The organism is Pseudomonas sp. NBRC 111130, assembly GCF_001320485.1.
In the GTDB taxonomy this organism is placed as follows: Bacteria; Pseudomonadota; Gammaproteobacteria; order Pseudomonadales; family Pseudomonadaceae; genus Aquipseudomonas; species Aquipseudomonas vlassakiae.
The window spans coordinates 103,617-119,428 of record NZ_BCBG01000005.1; the positions used below are offsets into that span (position 1 = coordinate 103,617).

The window sequence follows — 15,812 nt, forward strand, 5'->3', positions numbered from 1 at the left end:
GCGCACCCTAGAACTGCGCCAGCCAGTACGTCACATCCACCTCGTCGATCTGGTCCTCACGCAGGAAGCGCGCGGCATATTCCCGATGCACACCGCTGCTTAAGAACAGCCGCAGCAGCTGCCCATCGATGTGGTTGTCGCGGGCCATGGCGACCAGGATCTTCACCGACTCCGACAAGCTCTTCGCCGCCTTGTACGGCCTGTCCGCAGCCGTCAGCGCCTCAAAGATATCGGCAATGGCCATCACCCGCTCGGCAATGCTCAGGTCATCTTTGCCCAGCCGCCGCGGGTAGCCGCCGCCATCCATCTTCTCGTGGTGGTTGCCGGCGATATCCGGCACCCGCCGCAGCTGGCGCGGGAACGGCAGCGCGGTCAGCATGATGATGGTCTGCACAATATGTTCGTTGATCTTGAAGCGTTCTTCATCGTTGAGCGTGCCACGGCGGATCGACAGGTTGTACAGCTCGCCGTGGTTGCTGGCATTGGCCGGCAGGCGCATGTCAAAGCCCCAGACATTGCGCGGGTCGTCCTTGGCCACTGGCGGCTTGCGCGAGCCCCAAGGCACCTGGTGGTCAGGCCGATCGGCCAGCAACGATTCAGCCACCGGCAACGGCGCGGGCGTGGCACCTGCATGGCGCTGCGCCTCCTCGTGGGAAATGCCCAGACGGTTGTCGAAATGCCGCAGCCAGCGGCGCTGGCCGATACGCTGCAGGCGCTCGACGTCCTCATCCTGCATGAATTCGCCACCGATATTGGCCTTGGCGACGAAGGCGAAGTCGTCCTGCAGTTCGCCACGGCAGTGCGCCAGGGTTCGTTGCAGCACCGTTTTATCCTCGCCCGCCGCCAGGCCTTGCCAATAGGCCAGTTCGGCGTCGCGCCAGAGCACCTCGAAGCGCGTGCGGACTTCATGGATGCGGTTGTACAGGGTCTCCAGCTTGGTTGAAGGCCAGCAGGCGGATGCTGCTCTGCACCGGGTCGACCAGGCGCCGGGCACGTTCGTCGATGGTCTTGCCAACCTGCTGCGCGGCATCGCCGGCAGCGGCCACCAGGGCCTGACTGATACCGTGATAGCCCTGCCAGGCCAGGCCGGCGCCGAGCAGCAGCATACCCAGCATGATGGCCATTGCTACCAACAGTTGCAGGGGAATACCCCGCCCGGCGTTGCTCATGGCTGGCTGCTCCACGAACGCCCGATGCACACCCTGTTCGCCCACAGGCGACCTGCCGCCCCGGCAGCATGACCCAGCAATACGCAGACCATCCGCAGCATTCCTTGTGTGGCGACTTCAACAGTGTAATCAGTCGAGACAAACATGCCGGGCGGTAGTGGCATGTGGCAGCTAGGCATGCCCGATAGTGGCACAGCGCAATTATCGACTTCAATGCAGAACGACCAAGACCGCCCCAGCGTAGGAGACTGCTGTGGTGGAAATCCTTGGCCTGCACGCCCCTACCCGCTAAAATCCCCCGCGGGTGCTAGCTGCAAGGTGCAGTGATGCAGGTTAAAGAACAGTGCAGGTCGGGCCGCCTGCAGGAGTTCTTGTGCCTATGCAAAAAACCAAATTGACCCGCGCCCAGCGCCTGGCCCAGCGGGCCTTCGCCAATTTCGAGCGTTTCCTGCACATCGAAGCGGTCAGCGGCATCGTCCTGCTGGTCACCGCCGTTGCAGCGCTGATCTGGGCCAACTCCCCGGCCGCTGCCAGCTATGACGCCCTTTGGCACACGCCGATCAGCTTCGGGATCGGGTCGCTGAGCTTCTCGCAGTCCCTGCACTTCTGGATCAACGATGGCTTGATGACCATCTTCTTCCTGGTGGTGGGCATGGAGATCCGCCGCGAAATCCACGAAGGCGCGCTGTCCAGCCTGCGCCAGGCCACCTTACCGATGGCCGCTGCGGTGGGTGGCGTCGTCGCTCCTGCACTGATCTACCTGGCCTTCGGCCATGCGCCGGCCGAGCAGCAAGGCTGGGCCGTGCCGACTGCCACCGACATCGCCTTCGCGGTCGGCGTGCTGGCCTTGCTGGGCAAGTCGATCCCGTCCAACATCCGCGTATTCCTGCTGGCGCTGGCGATCATCGATGACATCATCGCCGTGCTGATCATCGCCGTGTTCTACTCCGGTGGCCTCGACTACAGCGGCTTCGGCGTCGCTGCCATCGGCCTGCTGCTGGTAGTAGCGCTGCAGAAAATCGGCGTCGGCTCGGCTTGGGCCTATGTCATCCCCGGCGCGATCACTTGGGTCGGCATGCTGATGACCGGTGCCCACCCAACCCTGGCCGGGGTGATCCTCGGCCTGATGACGCCGGTGGCCGCCATGCCCCTGGGCGAGCGCCCGGTGGATGCGATTTCGCGGTTCACCCACGATCTGCTGGGCCGGGCCAAGACGCCCGAGTCGGACACCGGTGAACTCATCGACCCGCTCAAACGCCTGCGCCTGGCGCAACGCGAGCTGGTGCCCCCAGTGACCCGTGTCGGCGGCGCCCTGCACCCTTGGGTAGCCTATGCGATCATGCCGCTGTTCGCCCTGGCCAACGCCGGTGTGGGCCTGTCTGGTATCGACTTGTCCGCCGAGGCGCCACACTGGGTGATGATGGCAGTTGCCGTGGCGCTGGTGGCTGGCAAGCCGCTGGGCATCATCAGCGTCAGCTGGCTGATGGTGCGCCTGGGCTGGTGCAGCCTGCCGGCCCAGGTCAACTGGCGCGGCATCACGCTGATCGGCCTGCTGGCTGGCATTGGCTTCACCATGTCGATCTTCATTGCCAACCTGGCCTACAGCGACCCGGCCTCGCTGGGTGCAGCCAAGCTTGGCGTGCTGTCGGGCTCGGTCATCGCAGCCGTGCTGGGCCTCGCCTGGGGCATCACGGGCCTGCGCAAGGGCGCGAACAAGGCGCCTGTCCAAGTTAGTTGAAGGGTGACCGGGGCCTGATGGCCCCGGCATTTTCCTGTATACAAAATACTCGAACTTTGCTTACATGCGTGTCTGTGCGCCTACGACAGCGGCAATCGTCGCTGCGTATTGTGCCAGGCATGAGCCATGCAAGCTTCTCAGCAACACACCCCTAAGACCCTCCTGGTCAAGAATGCCGCACTGCTGGTCACCATGGACGGCGAACGCCGTGAAATCAGAGGTGGCGGCCTTTATATCGAAGACAACCTGATCAAGCAGGTCGGCCCCGGCGATACGCTGCCACAGCACGCCGATGTGATCCTCGACATGGCCGGCAAGGTGGTCATCCCGGGCCTGGTCAACACCCACCACCACATGTACCAGAGCCTTACCCGCGTGGTGCCGACGGCCCAGGACGGTGAGCTGTTCAACTGGCTGACCAACCTTTACCCGATCTGGGCGCGGCTGACCCCGGAAATGATCTCGGTTTCGACCCAGACGGCCATGGCCGAGCTGATCCTGTCGGGCTGCACCACCTCCAGCGACCACCTGTACATCTACCCCAACGGCTGCAAGCTCGACGACAGCATCCACGCTGCCAGCGAGATCGGCATGCGTTTTCATGCCGCCCGCGGCAGCATGAGCGTGGGCCGCAGCCAGGGTGGCTTGCCGCCTGACTCGGTGGTGGAGAAGGAAAGCGACATTCTCAAGGAGTCGCAGCGCCTGATCGAGGACTACCACGATGCCCGTCACGGTTCGATGCTGCGCGTGGTGGTGGCGCCCTGCTCGCCTTTCTCGGTCAGCCGTGACCTGATGCGCGAAGCCGCAGTACTGGCGCGCAACTACGGCGTATCGCTGCACACCCACCTGGCCGAGAACGTCAACGACATCGCCTACAGCCGCGAGAAGTTCGGCATGACCCCGGCCGAATATGCCGAAGACCTCGGTTGGGTCGGCCATGACGTGTGGCACGCCCACTGCGTGCAGCTTGACCAGCATGGCATCGAGCTGTTCGCTCGCACCGGCACCGGTGTCGCCCACTGCCCGTGCTCGAACATGCGCCTGGCGTCTGGCATCGCGCCGATCCGCAAGATGCGCGACCACGGTGTACCGGTGGGCCTGGGCGTCGACGGCTCGGCCTCCAATGACGGTGCCAGCATGATCGGCGAAGTGCGCCAGGCGCTGCTGCTGCAGCGCGTAGGCTTTGGGCCTGACGCGATGACCGCCCGCGAAGCCCTGGAAATCGCCACCCTGGGCGGCGCCAAGGTGCTCAACCGCAACGACATTGGCGCCTTGGCGCCGGGCATGACCGCCGACTTCGTGGCCTTCGACCTGGGTCATGTGGCCTATGCCGGTGCCTTGCATGACCCGCTGGCGGCCCTGGTGTTCTGCACCCCGACCCACGTCGACACCAGCGTGATCAATGGCCGTGTGGTGGTGCAGGATGGTCGCATCACCACCATCGACCTGCCGCGTGTGCTGGAACGCCACAACCAACTGGCCTACCAGCTCGTCAGCGGCGACTGACTCCGCCAGGAAGTGCTCTGCTTCTGCTCTGCTTTTGCTTCTAAGCGCGCGGTAGTTCAGCAAACGCAGAATGCGACTTCAGGAGGCCGAGCGCAGGCCTTGCGGAGGGAGGTGACGGGCATGGATGCCCGTCAAGCGCTGCGGCCCAGGATGGGCCGTTCAGCGCGGTCCTCCCGGGAGCAAGGCCGGAGCGAGGGAACCCCGGAGCGCAGCGCAGGGGCCGGATGATAGGAGCCAGCGTTTTTTGGTTACTTTTTGTCGCGTTTGACAAAAAGTGACCCGCCGTAAGGGCGGAAAGGTGACTGTGCGTCGCCATCGCAAATGAATGCACTCGACTGATTCAAAACCACCGCAGTCGAGCTTTTGGCTTTTGGCTTTTGGCTTTTGGGAGTGGGCTTTCAAATCAAGTCAACATTCATTCGCCATGGTGGCGCTGAATCACCTTTTCGCCTTTACGGCGACCTACTTTTTGACTGGGCAAAAAGTAGGCAAAAACCCCCGCTCCCATCATCCGGCCCCTGCGCTGCGCTCCGGGGTCCCCTCACTCCGGCGCCTTCCGGGCCCGCGCGGCCTACGACTTGCTGCGCAAGTCTACATCTCGCGCCTTCGGCTGCGCCGAAGGGGTGCTGCGCACCCTGGCCCTCCAGACGCCTGCGTTCGGCCTCCTGAAGTCGCACTCAGCGTCGCCTGGACTATCGCGCGCTTAGAAGCCAAAGCAAAAGCAGAGCAAAAGCAGGAGCAAGAGCAAGAGCAAGAGCAAGAGCAAGAACCGAGGCTCAGCGGTTGCAGGACTGATTCTGAAACCGCATGAACAAATCTTCATCTGGCCCTCAACGCCCTGATGGTGGGGTGGATGCACGATGCGCAGCGGTACACGGATCGCGCTTGCCTTGAGGCGCGGGGCCGGGTTGCGTAGCATCGCCGGCCCCGGGGCCGCTGGGCGGCCCATTCGCGGGCACGCCCGCTCCCACAGTTACGCGCAAGCTCAAGATCGGCGCAGTACCTGTGGGAGCGGGCGTGCCCGCGAACGAGGGCGAAGCCCTCGCCTGCCGAATTCGCTACTGTACAGAGCCCCCATGCCGCAACCGATCCCCCTCAAGGACCACGAAAAGGAAAAACACCTGGTCAATCGCCGGCTCCTGGCCTGCGCCGCCCTGGTGTTCAGCCTGTGCGCCGTCCTGGTGGGCAGGCTCTACGTGCTGCAAGTGCTGCAACACGACCAGCAGAGCGCCGTTTCGGAAAACAACCGCGTGCATATCCTGCCCATCGCCCCCGAACGCGGGCTGATCTACGACCGCAATGGCGTGGTGCTGGCCGACAACAAGCCCAGCTTCGACCTGACCATGACCCGCGAGCGCGCCGGTGACTCGGCCAAGGTGCTCGACACCCTGGCGCAAATCCTCGGCCTGGGCGAGGACGACCGCAAGCAGTTCGACAAAGACCTGCGTCGCGGCCGCAAACCGTTCGAGCCGGTCACCCTCATGGTCGGCCTGACCGAAGAACAGATCGCCCTGATCGCAGTCAACCAGTTCCGCCTGCCCGGCCTCGACGTGGAGCCGCAGTTCATCCGCGAATACCCGCTGGCCGAACATTTCGCCCATTCGGTCGGCTACGTCGGGCGCATCAACGAAAAAGAAGCCAAGACCCTCGACAGCACCGAGTACCGCGGCACCCAGTCCATCGGCAAGACCGGCATCGAGCACTTCTACGAAGCCCAACTGCACGGCCATGTGGGTTACGAAGAAGTGGAAACCAACGCCCAGGGCCGGGTGATGCGCGTGCTCAACCACAAGGACCCGATCCCCGGCAAGGACATCATCCTCAGCCTCGACGCCCACCTGCAGGTGGCCGCCGAAAAGGCCCTGGGTGACCGCCGTGGCGCAGTGGTGGTGCTCGACCCGGCCAACGGCGACGTGCTGGCGATGGTCAGCAACCCGAGCTTCGACCCCAACCTGTTCGTCAAGGGCATCAGCTTCAAGCAGTACGCCGCGCTGCGCGACTCGATCGACCGGCCGCTGTTCAACCGCGTGCTGCGCGGCCTCTATGCGCCAGGCTCGACGGTCAAGCCGGAAGTGGCCATCGCCGGCCTCGACAGCGGCGTGATTACCCCCGGCAGCCGCGTGTTCGACCCCGGCTACTACGAGCTGCCCAACTACGACCACAAGTACCGCAACTGGAACCACAGCGGCGATGGCTGGGTAGATATGTACACCGCCATCATGCGGTCCAACGACACCTACTTCTACGACCTCGCGCACAAGCTCGGCATCGACCGCCTGCACGACTACATGGCCGAATTCGGCCTGGGCCAGAAGGTCTCGCTGGACATGTTCGAGGAAGCCCCAGGGCTGATGCCTTCGCAAGCCTGGAAGCGTGCCACCCGCCGCCAGGCCTGGTTCCCGGGCGAGACGCTGATCCTCGGCATCGGCCAGGGCTACATGCAGGTCACCCCGCTGCAACTGGCCCAGGCTACCAGCCTGCTGGCCAGCAAAGGCGTGTGGCACCGCCCGCACCTGGCCATGACCGTGGGTGGCGAGGCCCCGGTCGACCCCAACCCGATGCCCGACATCGTGCTACACGACAAGCACGCCTGGGACCAGGTCAACGTCGGCATGCAGATGGTCATGCACGATCCGCGCGGCATCGCCCGCGCCGCTGCGGCCGGTGCCCAGTACCGCATCGCCGGCAAGAGCGGCACGGCACAGGTGGTGGCGATCAAGCAAGGTGAGCGCTACAACCGCAACAAGACCCTCGAACGCCACCGCGACAACGCCCTTTTCGTCGGTTTCGCCCCGGCCGACCACCCGAGCGTGGTAGTCGCCGTGATGATCGAGAACGGCGAGGCCGGCGGCCGCGTTGCCGGCCCGGTGGTGCGCGAAGTGATGGACGCGTATCTGCTCGATGAACAGGGCCACCTGAAGCCTCAATTTGCCGGCACGCCAGCGGCCAAGCCGGTGCCGCACAGCTGAAAGGCCCGGCGGCATCGGCTGAGCGCTGCTCTAGCCACGTTCGAAGAAGCTGCTGCCTTTTTCCTTGAGCAGCGTCACCAACGCCCCTGCCGCCGGCGACAAGTAGCCATCCGTGCGCACCGACACTGCTACGGTGCGGCGCATGGTGGTCTGCCGGAGCGGCACTTCGCGCAGCCAGGACATGCCCAAGCCATGCTCCAGGGTTTCCCTGGCAGCGAAGCTGAGCAACTGGGTACGCGCAATCAGCCGGGGCAGCAGCGAGATGGCGTTGGTCTCGATCTGCACCTGCGGCGCTGGCAACTGATGGGCGATGAACACGTTGTCGATCCAGCGACGGGCAGTCACCGTCGGCCCCGCCAGCACCCAGCGGTACTGGCAGAGGCGCTGTAAGGTGATGGGGCCAGCGAAGATCGGGTGCTCGGCGCTGGCCACCACGATCGCTTCGTCTTCGAGAATCGGATAGGTGGTGAACTCGGGATCCATGGCGATCTGCGGTGAAATGATCACATCCAGCCGCCCGGCGCGCAGGGACTCCTTGAGCACGTCGTCCTGGGCGATCGACAGCTTCAAGGTCACTTCCGGCGCTCGCTCCAGCAGCGCTGCGGTCAGATGCGGCAGCAGGTGATCGGCCATGCTCGCGGCGCAGCCCAGGCGGATGTTGCCGACCAGCCCACTGGCGAAGTCGCGCACCTCGCGCTCGGTTTCGGCGATGTTCAACTGCAGTTGCTTGCCCCGCGCCAGCAGCAGCTTGCCGACATCGGTGAGCTTGATGCGGCGGCCATCGCGCTGGAACAAGCGGGTGCCCAGCGATTCTTCCAGGCGCTGGATGCTCTTGCTCAGCGCCGGCTGGCTGCGGTTGAGCTTTTCCGCAGCCCGGCCCAGGTGGCCGAGTTCGGCAATGGTTTCGAAATAGGTGAGGTCACGCAGGTCCATGATTCATGAATTTCAGTTATGGATTCATCGAAAGTAGAAAATAGACTTGATCGATTGCGCCGTCGATAATTTTCTCCGCTGGCGCTGCCAGCCAAGCGTTATCCGCTGCGCAAGGAGTATCCACGTTGCAGACCGCCCTACCCCCCGCTTTCAGGCCCCTCTTGCAATGGCTCGCACTGCTGATCTGTGCCGGCGCATTCGGCCAGTTGCTGCATGCCCTGGCCGTGCCGGCCGGGTTGTTCCTCGGCCCCATGCTGGTGGCCATCGTCTTCGGCGTCTCGGGCGCGCAACTGCACCTGCATCGCCAGCTGTTCCGTTTCGGTCAGGGCTGCGTCGGCCTGCTGGTCGCCCATTCGGTGACGTGGGCGGTACTGGTGTCGATGGCCCAGTCCTGGCACTTGATGCTGGTCGCCACCTTCATCACGGTGGCGCTCAGCGCCCTGGTGGGCCTTGGCACGGTGCGCTTCGGCGGCATCCCAGGCAGCACTGCCGCCTGGGGTACGGCACCGGGGGCAGCTTCGGCGATGGTGTCGATGGCCGAGGACAATGGCGCCGACGGCCGCGTCGTGGCAACCATGCAATATGTGCGGGTGGTCTGCGTGGTGATGATTGGCTCGCTGGTCAGCCACTTGCTCGGCGCCACACCGGCTGCAGGCGCGGTGGCTAATGCACCGGCGGCGCTGGCAGGCCCGCACCTGCTCGACAGCCTGCTCAGCCTGGGTGTGGTGCTGCTGGGCATCACCCTCGGCAACCGCCTGCCTGCCGGCGCCTTGCTGACACCGCTGCTGCTGGGCGGTGCCCTGCAACTCAGTGGGTTGCTGACCATCCGCTTGGCCGAGCCCTTGCTGGCCATTGCCTACGGTGCCATCGGCTGTTACATCGGCCTGCGCTTCGACCGGCAGACCGTGCGCTATGTGTGGAAGCGCCTGCCGACCATGATTGCCGGGGCGGTGGTGCTGATTGCGCTATGCGCCGCGTGCGCTTACGGGCTGGCCTTGGCGATGGGCACGGACTTCTTGTCGATGTACCTGGCGACCAGCCCGGGGGGGCTGGATGCCATGGCAATCATTGCAGTGGAAACCCATGCAGATGTCGGCCTGGTACTGGCCATGCAGACCTTGCGGCTGTTCGGGGTGATCCTGACCGGGGCCTTCTGTGCGCGGCAGATCATTCGCCTGACCCAGGGGTGCGGTGGCTAGCGGCGCCACAATCCTCACGCCGGGCCCTTCAATGCCGCCTCGATCTTCGCCACATCGATCTTGCCCATGCTCATCATCGCGTCGAACGCCCGCTTGGCCGCTGCCTTGTCGGGGTGGGAGATGGCTTGGATGAGTATGCGCGGGGTGATCTGCCAGGAGATGCCCCACTTGTCCTTGCACCAGCCACAGACGCTCTCGCTGCCGTCGTTGCTGACGATGGCATGCCAGAGCCGGTCGGTCTCGGCCTGGTCCTCGGTGCAGACCTGGAACGAAAACGCCTCGCTGTGCTTGAACGTGGTACCGCCATTGAGCCCGACGCAAGGGATGCCCATCACGGTAAATTCGACGGTAATCACCTCACCGACCTTGCCCGACGGGTAGTCGCCGGGGGCCAGGTGCACCGCCAGCACGTGGCTGTCGGGGAAGGTTCGGGCATAAAAGTTGGCCGCTTGTTCGGCATCCTTGTCGAACCACAGGCAGATCGTGTTCTTGGCAGTCATGGCAAGGCCCCATGGGCAAACAGGAAGCTTTGAGTCTAGCCCTTCAGTCCAAGCTGACGAGGGCCACCGCCAAGATAACGATCAGAAGCCACTTACCAATCACGGGGAAATTTCCCACAACCCGCACATGGCGGGGCATTGCATCATTGCGGACGAACCTCACAAGCGACTTCTCGCAGGGAGATACAGGTTTGTCTGATTTCAAATCAAAGTTGCAGCACCTCAGCGCCGAACAGATTGAGGCGCTGTACAGCGAATACATCAGCGGGGAGAAAATTGCCCAGCTGCTCGAACGCTACGCCATCGACCTCGCCCCCAGCAGCCTGATCAAGGCCTTTCCCCCCGTACCCTGCGCCGAACTCGTGTGCCCTTATTGCGAAGTCAGCCTGTACGAACGGCGCAAAAGCCGCACGGCCAACAGTTGGAACGATAACCTGGCCTACTGCCCGAACTGCGCCCACCGTCACTACTTCCCAGGGCGCAACCGCTGGCAACGCGCTTGCGCCTGCCAGCCCTGCCTGGCGGCGCGCGAACAGGCCCGGCAGGCAAAGGCCATCGAACAGCGCAAGCGCATCAAGGAGCACTGGTCGCTGGGAAAGCACCTGCCAGTGCCACTGCACACGCTGTCGATCACCCGCCAGTTGCAGTTGCTGGCCGTGCTCGAAATCCGCATGGACACGCAAACGGATTGCATCCTGGCTGCGGAAAAAACCATCGGCGATGCGCGTGTCAGCCCCTCCAAGGGCATGGATTCAACCATCCTGCTGGCGCTGCATGAAGACCAGATCCTGCTGGTCGACCCGGATTCGCCGCTGGAGGCCTTCAGCGACGACCCGACACCGAAGGCCTGGCAGAACAAGGTGCGCTGGGTCGCCAATGTCAGCCTGGATGACGCGCAGCGGGCCGGCCTCGGCATTTTGCATCGCGCGCTGCACACGGCGCTTTGCGCTGGCCCGCAGCCGCAATGGCATGACGAACTCGTCGCAGCCATCAAGTCGCTCTGCAACGAAGAAGTGTGCGCCTACATCGCCACCCGCTGCGCGGAACACGGGCTGCCCTTCGAGGCAAGGCACAAAGCCGCAGAAGTCGCAGCCCAGCTGCTCGACAAGCATCCCGTGCGGCACATCTGGTCGCTGGTCAACACTGCGGTCCGTGGGGCACTGTCATTCGTTGCCCGCGCCCAGGTCAACAAACTGCACGCCGCCAACACCATTCCAGGGAGCCTGCTGTCGCTGAGCGAACGCGCCATCCGCGAGGACTGGCAGTTCACGGTATCGAGCTACGACAGCCACGCCCCGCGTTCAGGTTTCAGTCAGGCGCTGTTCGACGTGCTGTTGCAACAGCGCGACCATGGCCTGAGTCGCAAGGTCAGCGACTACATCGCTGAGCTGCCGGTACATGCGGACGATAACGGCTGCAGGCTGTTTTGCGCCATGTGCGGATCGAACCTGGTGCATGTGAAGGCGGGGCCTCGGGAAACCATCGTCAATTGCAAGGATTGCCTTGCCAGGACCCTGATATCGACATGAAAAAAGCGCCCCACCCGGGGCGCGTGCCTCGCGCCCGGTACCTGCAACATTCTGTTGGGAAATCCTACATTCAGCAGTGAACCTGCTTACAAAATTGCGGTCTGTCCCTGACGGTCAATTCACCGACCGGTTCGCCGGCCTCGTCGCTGATCCACAGTTACCGGGCCTATTTTTCCTGTTGCAGCGAAGACCCAACATGCCTGAATCCCGCCCAGCCTCCCTTGCCCTCCCTGCCCTGCGCGGCAGCCTGCTCGCCGCCCTGCTGGCCCTTGCCGTCCCCGCGCATGCCGAAGAGCCGGCCAGCGATGCGCGCTGGGTCAGCGACAGCTTGAGCACCTACGTGCGCAGTGGCCCGACCGATGGCCACCGCATCGTCGGCACGCTCAAGTCCGGGCAGAAACTCACCCTGGTCGGTAGCCAGGGCAACTACAGCCAGGTACGTGGGCAGAATGGCGACCTGGTATGGATCCTCACCAATGACCTGCAGTCGGTGCCAGGCCAGAGCGAGCGCCTGCCGCAACTCGACGCTCAGGTGGCGGAGCTGTCCGGGCAGCTCAAGACCATCGATGACAGCTGGAAGAACCGTGTACAGGGCATGCAGGAGACCCTCGACTCGCGCAAGAAGCTCATCGATGAGCTGGAAGCACGCAACCAGGCGCTCAGCGAACAGCTCGACCAGAGCCAGTCGAGCCTGCGCGATACCCAGGCACGTCTGGGCGACGAGAACAAGCAGGTGATGATGCGTTACATGGTCTATGGCGGCAGCATCGCCGGTGCCGGCCTGCTGGCGGGGCTGATCCTGCCGGCGCTGACCCGTGGGCGGAAAAAGAACGACCGCTGGTTCTGATCATAGACAGGCGGGCCTCTTCACGGATTCAACCGCGCAGAGGCCCGCAGCAACGTGGCGCTATCGGCTGCGCGCCTTGTTATAGATACTTTTGGCCTGGTCGGCAGCAGACTGACACTTGGCCATATCGCCGGCATCCCGAGCCTTTTTGGCTTCTTCCCATTTCACTTTGAAATCATGGGCCATGCCGCCGTGCATGCCCTGGCCACTGGCTTTGTGGTCGTCTTCCAGTTCCTTGATCTTCGCATCGCAGTTGGTTTTGGGGTCAGCGTGTGCAGCAACACTCAGCACTGAAGCAATTACCAGCAATAGGATGGATTTCATGGAGCGTTCTCCTTGGAAATCAGAATGATCATCGAGAGGCATTTGGCTCGATGCAGGGGAAAGCATAGACGGCGATGGCGCGGGCTGTGTCGGTTCAGCTCGGCGGTCATCGCCACTCGGCAAACAGGAAGTCGATGAACGCCCGTACCCGCAAGGGCATGTGCCGGTCCTACGGGTAGATCAGCATGCCAGGTAGGCCGGTGTCGCCACCACCACCGCTCCCCCGCGTACCGGCGTTGTTGCCAGGTGCTGGTCAAGGGCGGGCTGAATCAGGCGGTCAAGGGCCTGGAGCTGGCAGCCAGCGGCGGGCAGGTCAAGGCGGTAGCACCCGGGATCATCGATACACCGCTGCACGGCGGCTCGGTCGAGGCCCTTCTTTGCGGGCCTTACTGCCGCAACCGTTCCAGCGCTTGCAACACAAACCCCGTTGCCCGCTCCACTTGCCCTTCCCGGCAGGCAATCCCCAGCTGCCGCCACAACCCGGGCCGCAGCGGCCGGCGGGCAATCCGCCGGTCCAGTTCGGCGGCCTCGCCTTCCTGCGGCAACAAGGTCGCGCCATAGCCCGCCCCGACCAGGCTCTTGATCGCATCGTTGTAGTTCAGCTCGATTCGCGGCTCGGGATACAAGCCCGCCGCCGCGAACCACTCCCCGGTCACCCGTGACAACTGGGTACTGTGGTCATTGAGGATCAATGCACGCTGCGCCAGCCAGGCCGGGGTGACCTTGGCCGGCGGCTGCCAGTCGGCCGGCACATACGCCAGAATCGGGTCGCGCCGCCAGGGCGTGAGGCTGACACCCTTGCCGGCCACCTGCGGCAGCGCGACCAGGCCGATGTCCAGGCTGCCTTCTCGCAAGCGCGCCAGGGAAGCCTGGGAAGTCAGCACCTGAACCTGCACGTCGATACCGGGGTGCGCCTCTTTCAAATGCTCAAGGGCCTTTGGCAACAAGTGGGCAATGGCACCCGTGGATGCCCCCAGGCGCACCCGCCCGGTCAGGCCCTCGACCTGGCGACGCACTTCGTCCAACGCCAGGTCGGCATCGGCCAGCAAACGCCGGGCCCTACCCAGCAGCGTCTCGCCGATGGCCGTCGGGCGCACCTGGTTGCGGTTGCGCGTCAGCAGCGGCGCTCCGACCCGCGCCTCCAGCTCGGCCACGTGCAAGCTGATGGTGGGCGGCGCGAGGTTGAGCTGGCGGGCGGCTTCGGCAAACGAGCCCAGGTCGGTAACCACTACCAAGGTACGCAGGCGGTCGAGACTGATTTCGCGCATGGGTGGCGATCCTTGATTCATGAAAGCTGAACGTCAGCGTCATCATATTCAAATTTTCTTTCCCAGCGCCACAGGCGAGCATAGGCCATCTCCTCCGCTGACCGGACTCCGACCATGCACACCCCTGTTGTCTTCATCGACGGTGACCAAGGCACCACCGGCCTGCAGATCCACGCCCGCCTGCAAGGCCGCACCGACCTGCGCCTGCTGACCCTGCCGCAAGCCGAGCGCAAGGACCCACAGCGCCGCGCCGACGCCATCAACAGCGCCGACATCGCCTTGCTGTGCCTGCCCGACGACGCTGCCCGCACGGCCGTGGCGGCCATCGAGAACCCGGCGGTACGGGTGATCGACGCCAGCTCCGCGCACCGCACCACACCAGGCTGGGTCTACGGCCTGCCGGAGCTGGACGGGCAGCAGGCCGAGCGCATCGCCCAGGCCAAGCGGGTCAGCAACCCCGGCTGCTACCCGACCGGCGCCATCGCCCTGCTGCGCCCGCTGGTCAAGGCCGGCCTGCTGCCGGCCGACTACCCGCTGAGCATCCACGCCATCTCGGGTTATTCCGGCGGTGGTCGTGCCGCCGTCGAGCGGCACGAAACACCGGGCGCTGAACATACCCCCATCTTGCAGATGTATGGCCTGGAACTGGCGCACAAGCACGTGCCGGAAATCCAGCTGCATGCGGGCCTGTCGGCACGGCCCATGTTCCTGCCCGGTTACGCGGCCTATCGCCAAGGCATCGTCCTGAGTATTCCCCTGCAGCTGCGCCTGCTGCCGGGCCAGCCGCGCGCCGAGCAGTTGCAAGCCTGCCTGGAGCACCACTACCAGGGTGCCCGCCATGTGCAGGTGATGCCCCTGCATCAGCAAGGCCCGGCCACCCCGCTCGACCCGGAGGCGCTGAATGACAGCAACGACCTGCGCCTGGCGCTGTACGCCAACCCCGAGCACGGCCAGGTGCTGCTGACGGCGGTGTTCGACAACCTCGGCAAGGGTGCCTCGGGCGCGGCCGTGCAGAACCTCGACCTGATGCTCGCCGCGATGCGCGGCTAAAAAGGGTTTAGACTGTGCACCCCGCGCCACCTCGGCGCGGGATGAGCCAACCGCAGCCGGAGCCCGTTTACCGATGTTCATCCTGAGCCGCCTCGACAGCGTGCCGCCCGAATCTTTCCAGAGCCAGATCCGCGAGCTGGTGATCCACAACGTCGGCGATCTGAGCAGTGTCGCCATTCGCGCCGAAAACCCGCTGTATCCGCTGTACCAGTACGGCGTCGGCATGGAGGTGCACCAGTACCTGCAGGCCATGGACGGCACCCGTGGCCTGGCAGTGGAACTGACCCTGGCCCTGGATGCCGATGCCCCGGACCAGTTGCTCGGTTTCGCCCTGGCCTTGCCGGCCCAGGACAACCCCCAGGCCTGCGCCCTGGCGTTTCTGGCCGTGGCACCCAGCCACCGCCGCCAAGGCATTGCCCGTGCCCTGCTGGGTGACGCGCAGGCACGCTATGCCAGTGTCGAGCTGAATGCCTTTGCCAGCCAGGTGCCGTGGTTCGAGAGCATGGGCATGCAGGTGGTCGCCGCCAGCGGGCCGCAGGTGCTGATGAGCAGCACCGGCCAGGCCAGTGGCGCGCTGATCGGTCGGCTGGACATTGCGCCGATCTATCAGACTGCCGAGGTGCTGCAGATTCACACCTACCTGCTCAATCAGCAGGGTGAGGATGCCATGCTCGATGCCGAGCAGCAGCGGGATGAATGGCTGGATGAGTTGACGGTGCAGGCCAAGGAATGTGTCAGGCAGCGCAGATCGGTGCATTGATCTGAGGGCCTCTTCGCGGG

Annotated in this window: 13 protein-coding genes and 2 pseudogenes; 9 read left to right on the top strand and 6 right to left on the bottom strand. The window is 64.5% G+C overall.

The window, feature by feature from the left end:
- Positions 1 to 7: 7 nt before the first annotated feature.
- Positions 8 to 943, bottom strand: a pseudogene (locus APH33_RS03780) (HD-GYP domain-containing protein); the annotation flags it as partial.
- Positions 906 to 1,169, bottom strand: coding sequence for a hypothetical protein (locus APH33_RS03785; protein WP_177332344.1), 264 nt, complete (start codon positions 1,167 to 1,169; stop codon positions 906 to 908). The gene APH33_RS03785 and the pseudogene APH33_RS03780, both read right to left, overlap by 38 nt.
- A gap of 379 nt (positions 1,170 to 1,548) precedes the next feature.
- Between APH33_RS03785 and nhaA the strand changes: the two genes are divergently transcribed.
- The 3 genes from nhaA to mrdA all read left to right on the top strand — a co-directional run bounded on the left by nhaA (position 1,549) and on the right by mrdA (position 7,382).
- Positions 1,549 to 2,907: a Na+/H+ antiporter NhaA gene (gene nhaA / locus APH33_RS03790; RefSeq protein WP_054883857.1), complete on the top strand. Its 1,359-nt coding sequence runs from the start codon at positions 1,549 to 1,551 to the stop codon at positions 2,905 to 2,907.
- Positions 2,908 to 3,033: 126 nt separating this feature from the next.
- The gene (locus APH33_RS03795) at positions 3,034 to 4,413 is read left to right on the top strand and encodes an 8-oxoguanine deaminase (protein WP_054883858.1); all 1,380 of its coding nucleotides are present in this window, start codon (positions 3,034 to 3,036) and stop codon (positions 4,411 to 4,413) included.
- Between the two features lie 1,076 nt (positions 4,414 to 5,489).
- Positions 5,490 to 7,382, top strand: coding sequence for a penicillin-binding protein 2 (gene mrdA / locus APH33_RS03805; protein ID WP_054883860.1), 1,893 nt, complete (start codon positions 5,490 to 5,492; stop codon positions 7,380 to 7,382).
- 30 nt (positions 7,383 to 7,412) lie between these two features.
- Here mrdA and APH33_RS03810 read toward each other — a convergent pair whose 3' ends face one another.
- Positions 7,413 to 8,315 (bottom strand): LysR family transcriptional regulator, encoded by a 903-nt coding sequence (locus APH33_RS03810; protein WP_054883861.1) that lies wholly within the window; start codon positions 8,313 to 8,315, stop codon positions 7,413 to 7,415.
- Between the two features lie 125 nt (positions 8,316 to 8,440).
- Here APH33_RS03810 and APH33_RS03815 point away from each other — a divergent pair, with 125 nt between their 5' ends.
- Positions 8,441 to 9,514 (top strand): AbrB family transcriptional regulator, encoded by a 1,074-nt coding sequence (locus APH33_RS03815; protein WP_054883862.1) that lies wholly within the window; start codon positions 8,441 to 8,443, stop codon positions 9,512 to 9,514.
- A 14-nt stretch (positions 9,515 to 9,528) separates the two neighbouring features.
- Here the strand turns inward: APH33_RS03815 and APH33_RS03820 are convergent, their stop codons facing one another.
- Positions 9,529 to 10,014: a VOC family protein gene (locus tag APH33_RS03820; protein ID WP_054883863.1), complete on the bottom strand. Its 486-nt coding sequence runs from the start codon at positions 10,012 to 10,014 to the stop codon at positions 9,529 to 9,531.
- Between the two features lie 11 nt (positions 10,015 to 10,025).
- On the opposite strand from APH33_RS03820, the gene APH33_RS03825 reads away from it, so the two are divergent.
- Together APH33_RS03825 and APH33_RS03830 are read left to right on the top strand one after the other, a co-directional pair.
- Positions 10,026 to 11,543 (top strand): hypothetical protein, encoded by a 1,518-nt coding sequence (locus APH33_RS03825; protein ID WP_256218586.1) that lies wholly within the window; start codon positions 10,026 to 10,028, stop codon positions 11,541 to 11,543.
- A 196-nt stretch (positions 11,544 to 11,739) separates the two neighbouring features.
- Positions 11,740 to 12,390, top strand: a complete 651-nt coding sequence (locus APH33_RS03830) for a TIGR04211 family SH3 domain-containing protein (protein ID WP_054883864.1) — start codon at positions 11,740 to 11,742, stop codon at positions 12,388 to 12,390.
- A 60-nt stretch (positions 12,391 to 12,450) separates the two neighbouring features.
- Here the strand turns inward: APH33_RS03830 and APH33_RS03835 are convergent, their stop codons facing one another.
- Positions 12,451 to 12,714 (bottom strand): hypothetical protein, encoded by a 264-nt coding sequence (locus APH33_RS03835; protein ID WP_054883865.1) that lies wholly within the window; start codon positions 12,712 to 12,714, stop codon positions 12,451 to 12,453.
- A gap of 215 nt (positions 12,715 to 12,929) precedes the next feature.
- Here APH33_RS03835 and APH33_RS27605 point away from each other — a divergent pair.
- Positions 12,930 to 13,089: pseudogene (locus tag APH33_RS27605) on the top strand (3-oxoacyl-ACP reductase); the annotation flags it as partial.
- Positions 13,090 to 13,100: 11 nt separating this feature from the next.
- Here APH33_RS27605 and APH33_RS03840 read toward each other — a convergent pair.
- Positions 13,101 to 13,982, bottom strand: coding sequence for a LysR family transcriptional regulator (locus APH33_RS03840; protein WP_054883866.1), 882 nt, complete (start codon positions 13,980 to 13,982; stop codon positions 13,101 to 13,103).
- Positions 13,983 to 14,096: 114 nt separating this feature from the next.
- On the opposite strand from APH33_RS03840, the gene argC reads away from it, so the two are divergent.
- Positions 14,097 to 15,032 carry an N-acetyl-gamma-glutamyl-phosphate reductase gene (gene argC / locus APH33_RS03845; protein ID WP_054883867.1) on the top strand — a complete coding sequence of 312 codons (936 nt, stop codon included), beginning with the start codon at positions 14,097 to 14,099 and terminating at the stop codon, positions 15,030 to 15,032.
- Positions 15,033 to 15,105: 73 nt separating this feature from the next.
- A complete protein-coding gene (locus APH33_RS03850; RefSeq protein ID WP_054883868.1) occupies positions 15,106 to 15,792 on the top strand; it encodes a GNAT family N-acetyltransferase in 687 nt (228 codons plus the stop codon).
- Positions 15,793 to 15,812 lie beyond the last annotated feature (20 nt).

Excerpts from the sequence above, each read along its gene's own strand:
- APH33_RS03795 (WP_054883858.1), top strand. The coding sequence starts at position 3,034 with ATGCAAGCTTCTCAGCAACACACCCCTAAGACCCTCCTGGTCAAGAAT.
- APH33_RS03830 (WP_054883864.1), top strand. The coding sequence starts at position 11,740 with ATGCCTGAATCCCGCCCAGCCTCCCTTGCCCTCCCTGCCCTGCGCGGC.
- APH33_RS03850 (WP_054883868.1), top strand. The coding sequence starts at position 15,106 with ATGTTCATCCTGAGCCGCCTCGACAGCGTGCCGCCCGAATCTTTCCAG.
- argC (WP_054883867.1), top strand. The coding sequence starts at position 14,097 with ATGCACACCCCTGTTGTCTTCATCGACGGTGACCAAGGCACCACCGGC.
- APH33_RS03825 (WP_256218586.1), top strand. The coding sequence starts at position 10,026 with ATGGGCAAACAGGAAGCTTTGAGTCTAGCCCTTCAGTCCAAGCTGACG.
- mrdA (WP_054883860.1), top strand. The coding sequence starts at position 5,490 with ATGCCGCAACCGATCCCCCTCAAGGACCACGAAAAGGAAAAACACCTG.
- nhaA (WP_054883857.1), top strand. The coding sequence starts at position 1,549 with ATGCAAAAAACCAAATTGACCCGCGCCCAGCGCCTGGCCCAGCGGGCC.
- APH33_RS03820 (WP_054883863.1), bottom strand. The coding sequence starts at position 10,014 with ATGACTGCCAAGAACACGATCTGCCTGTGGTTCGACAAGGATGCCGAA.
- APH33_RS03835 (WP_054883865.1), bottom strand. The coding sequence starts at position 12,714 with ATGAAATCCATCCTATTGCTGGTAATTGCTTCAGTGCTGAGTGTTGCT.
- APH33_RS03840 (WP_054883866.1), bottom strand. The coding sequence starts at position 13,982 with ATGCGCGAAATCAGTCTCGACCGCCTGCGTACCTTGGTAGTGGTTACC.
- APH33_RS03785 (WP_177332344.1), bottom strand. The coding sequence starts at position 1,169 with ATGAGCAACGCCGGGCGGGGTATTCCCCTGCAACTGTTGGTAGCAATG.
- APH33_RS03810 (WP_054883861.1), bottom strand. The coding sequence starts at position 8,315 with ATGGACCTGCGTGACCTCACCTATTTCGAAACCATTGCCGAACTCGGC.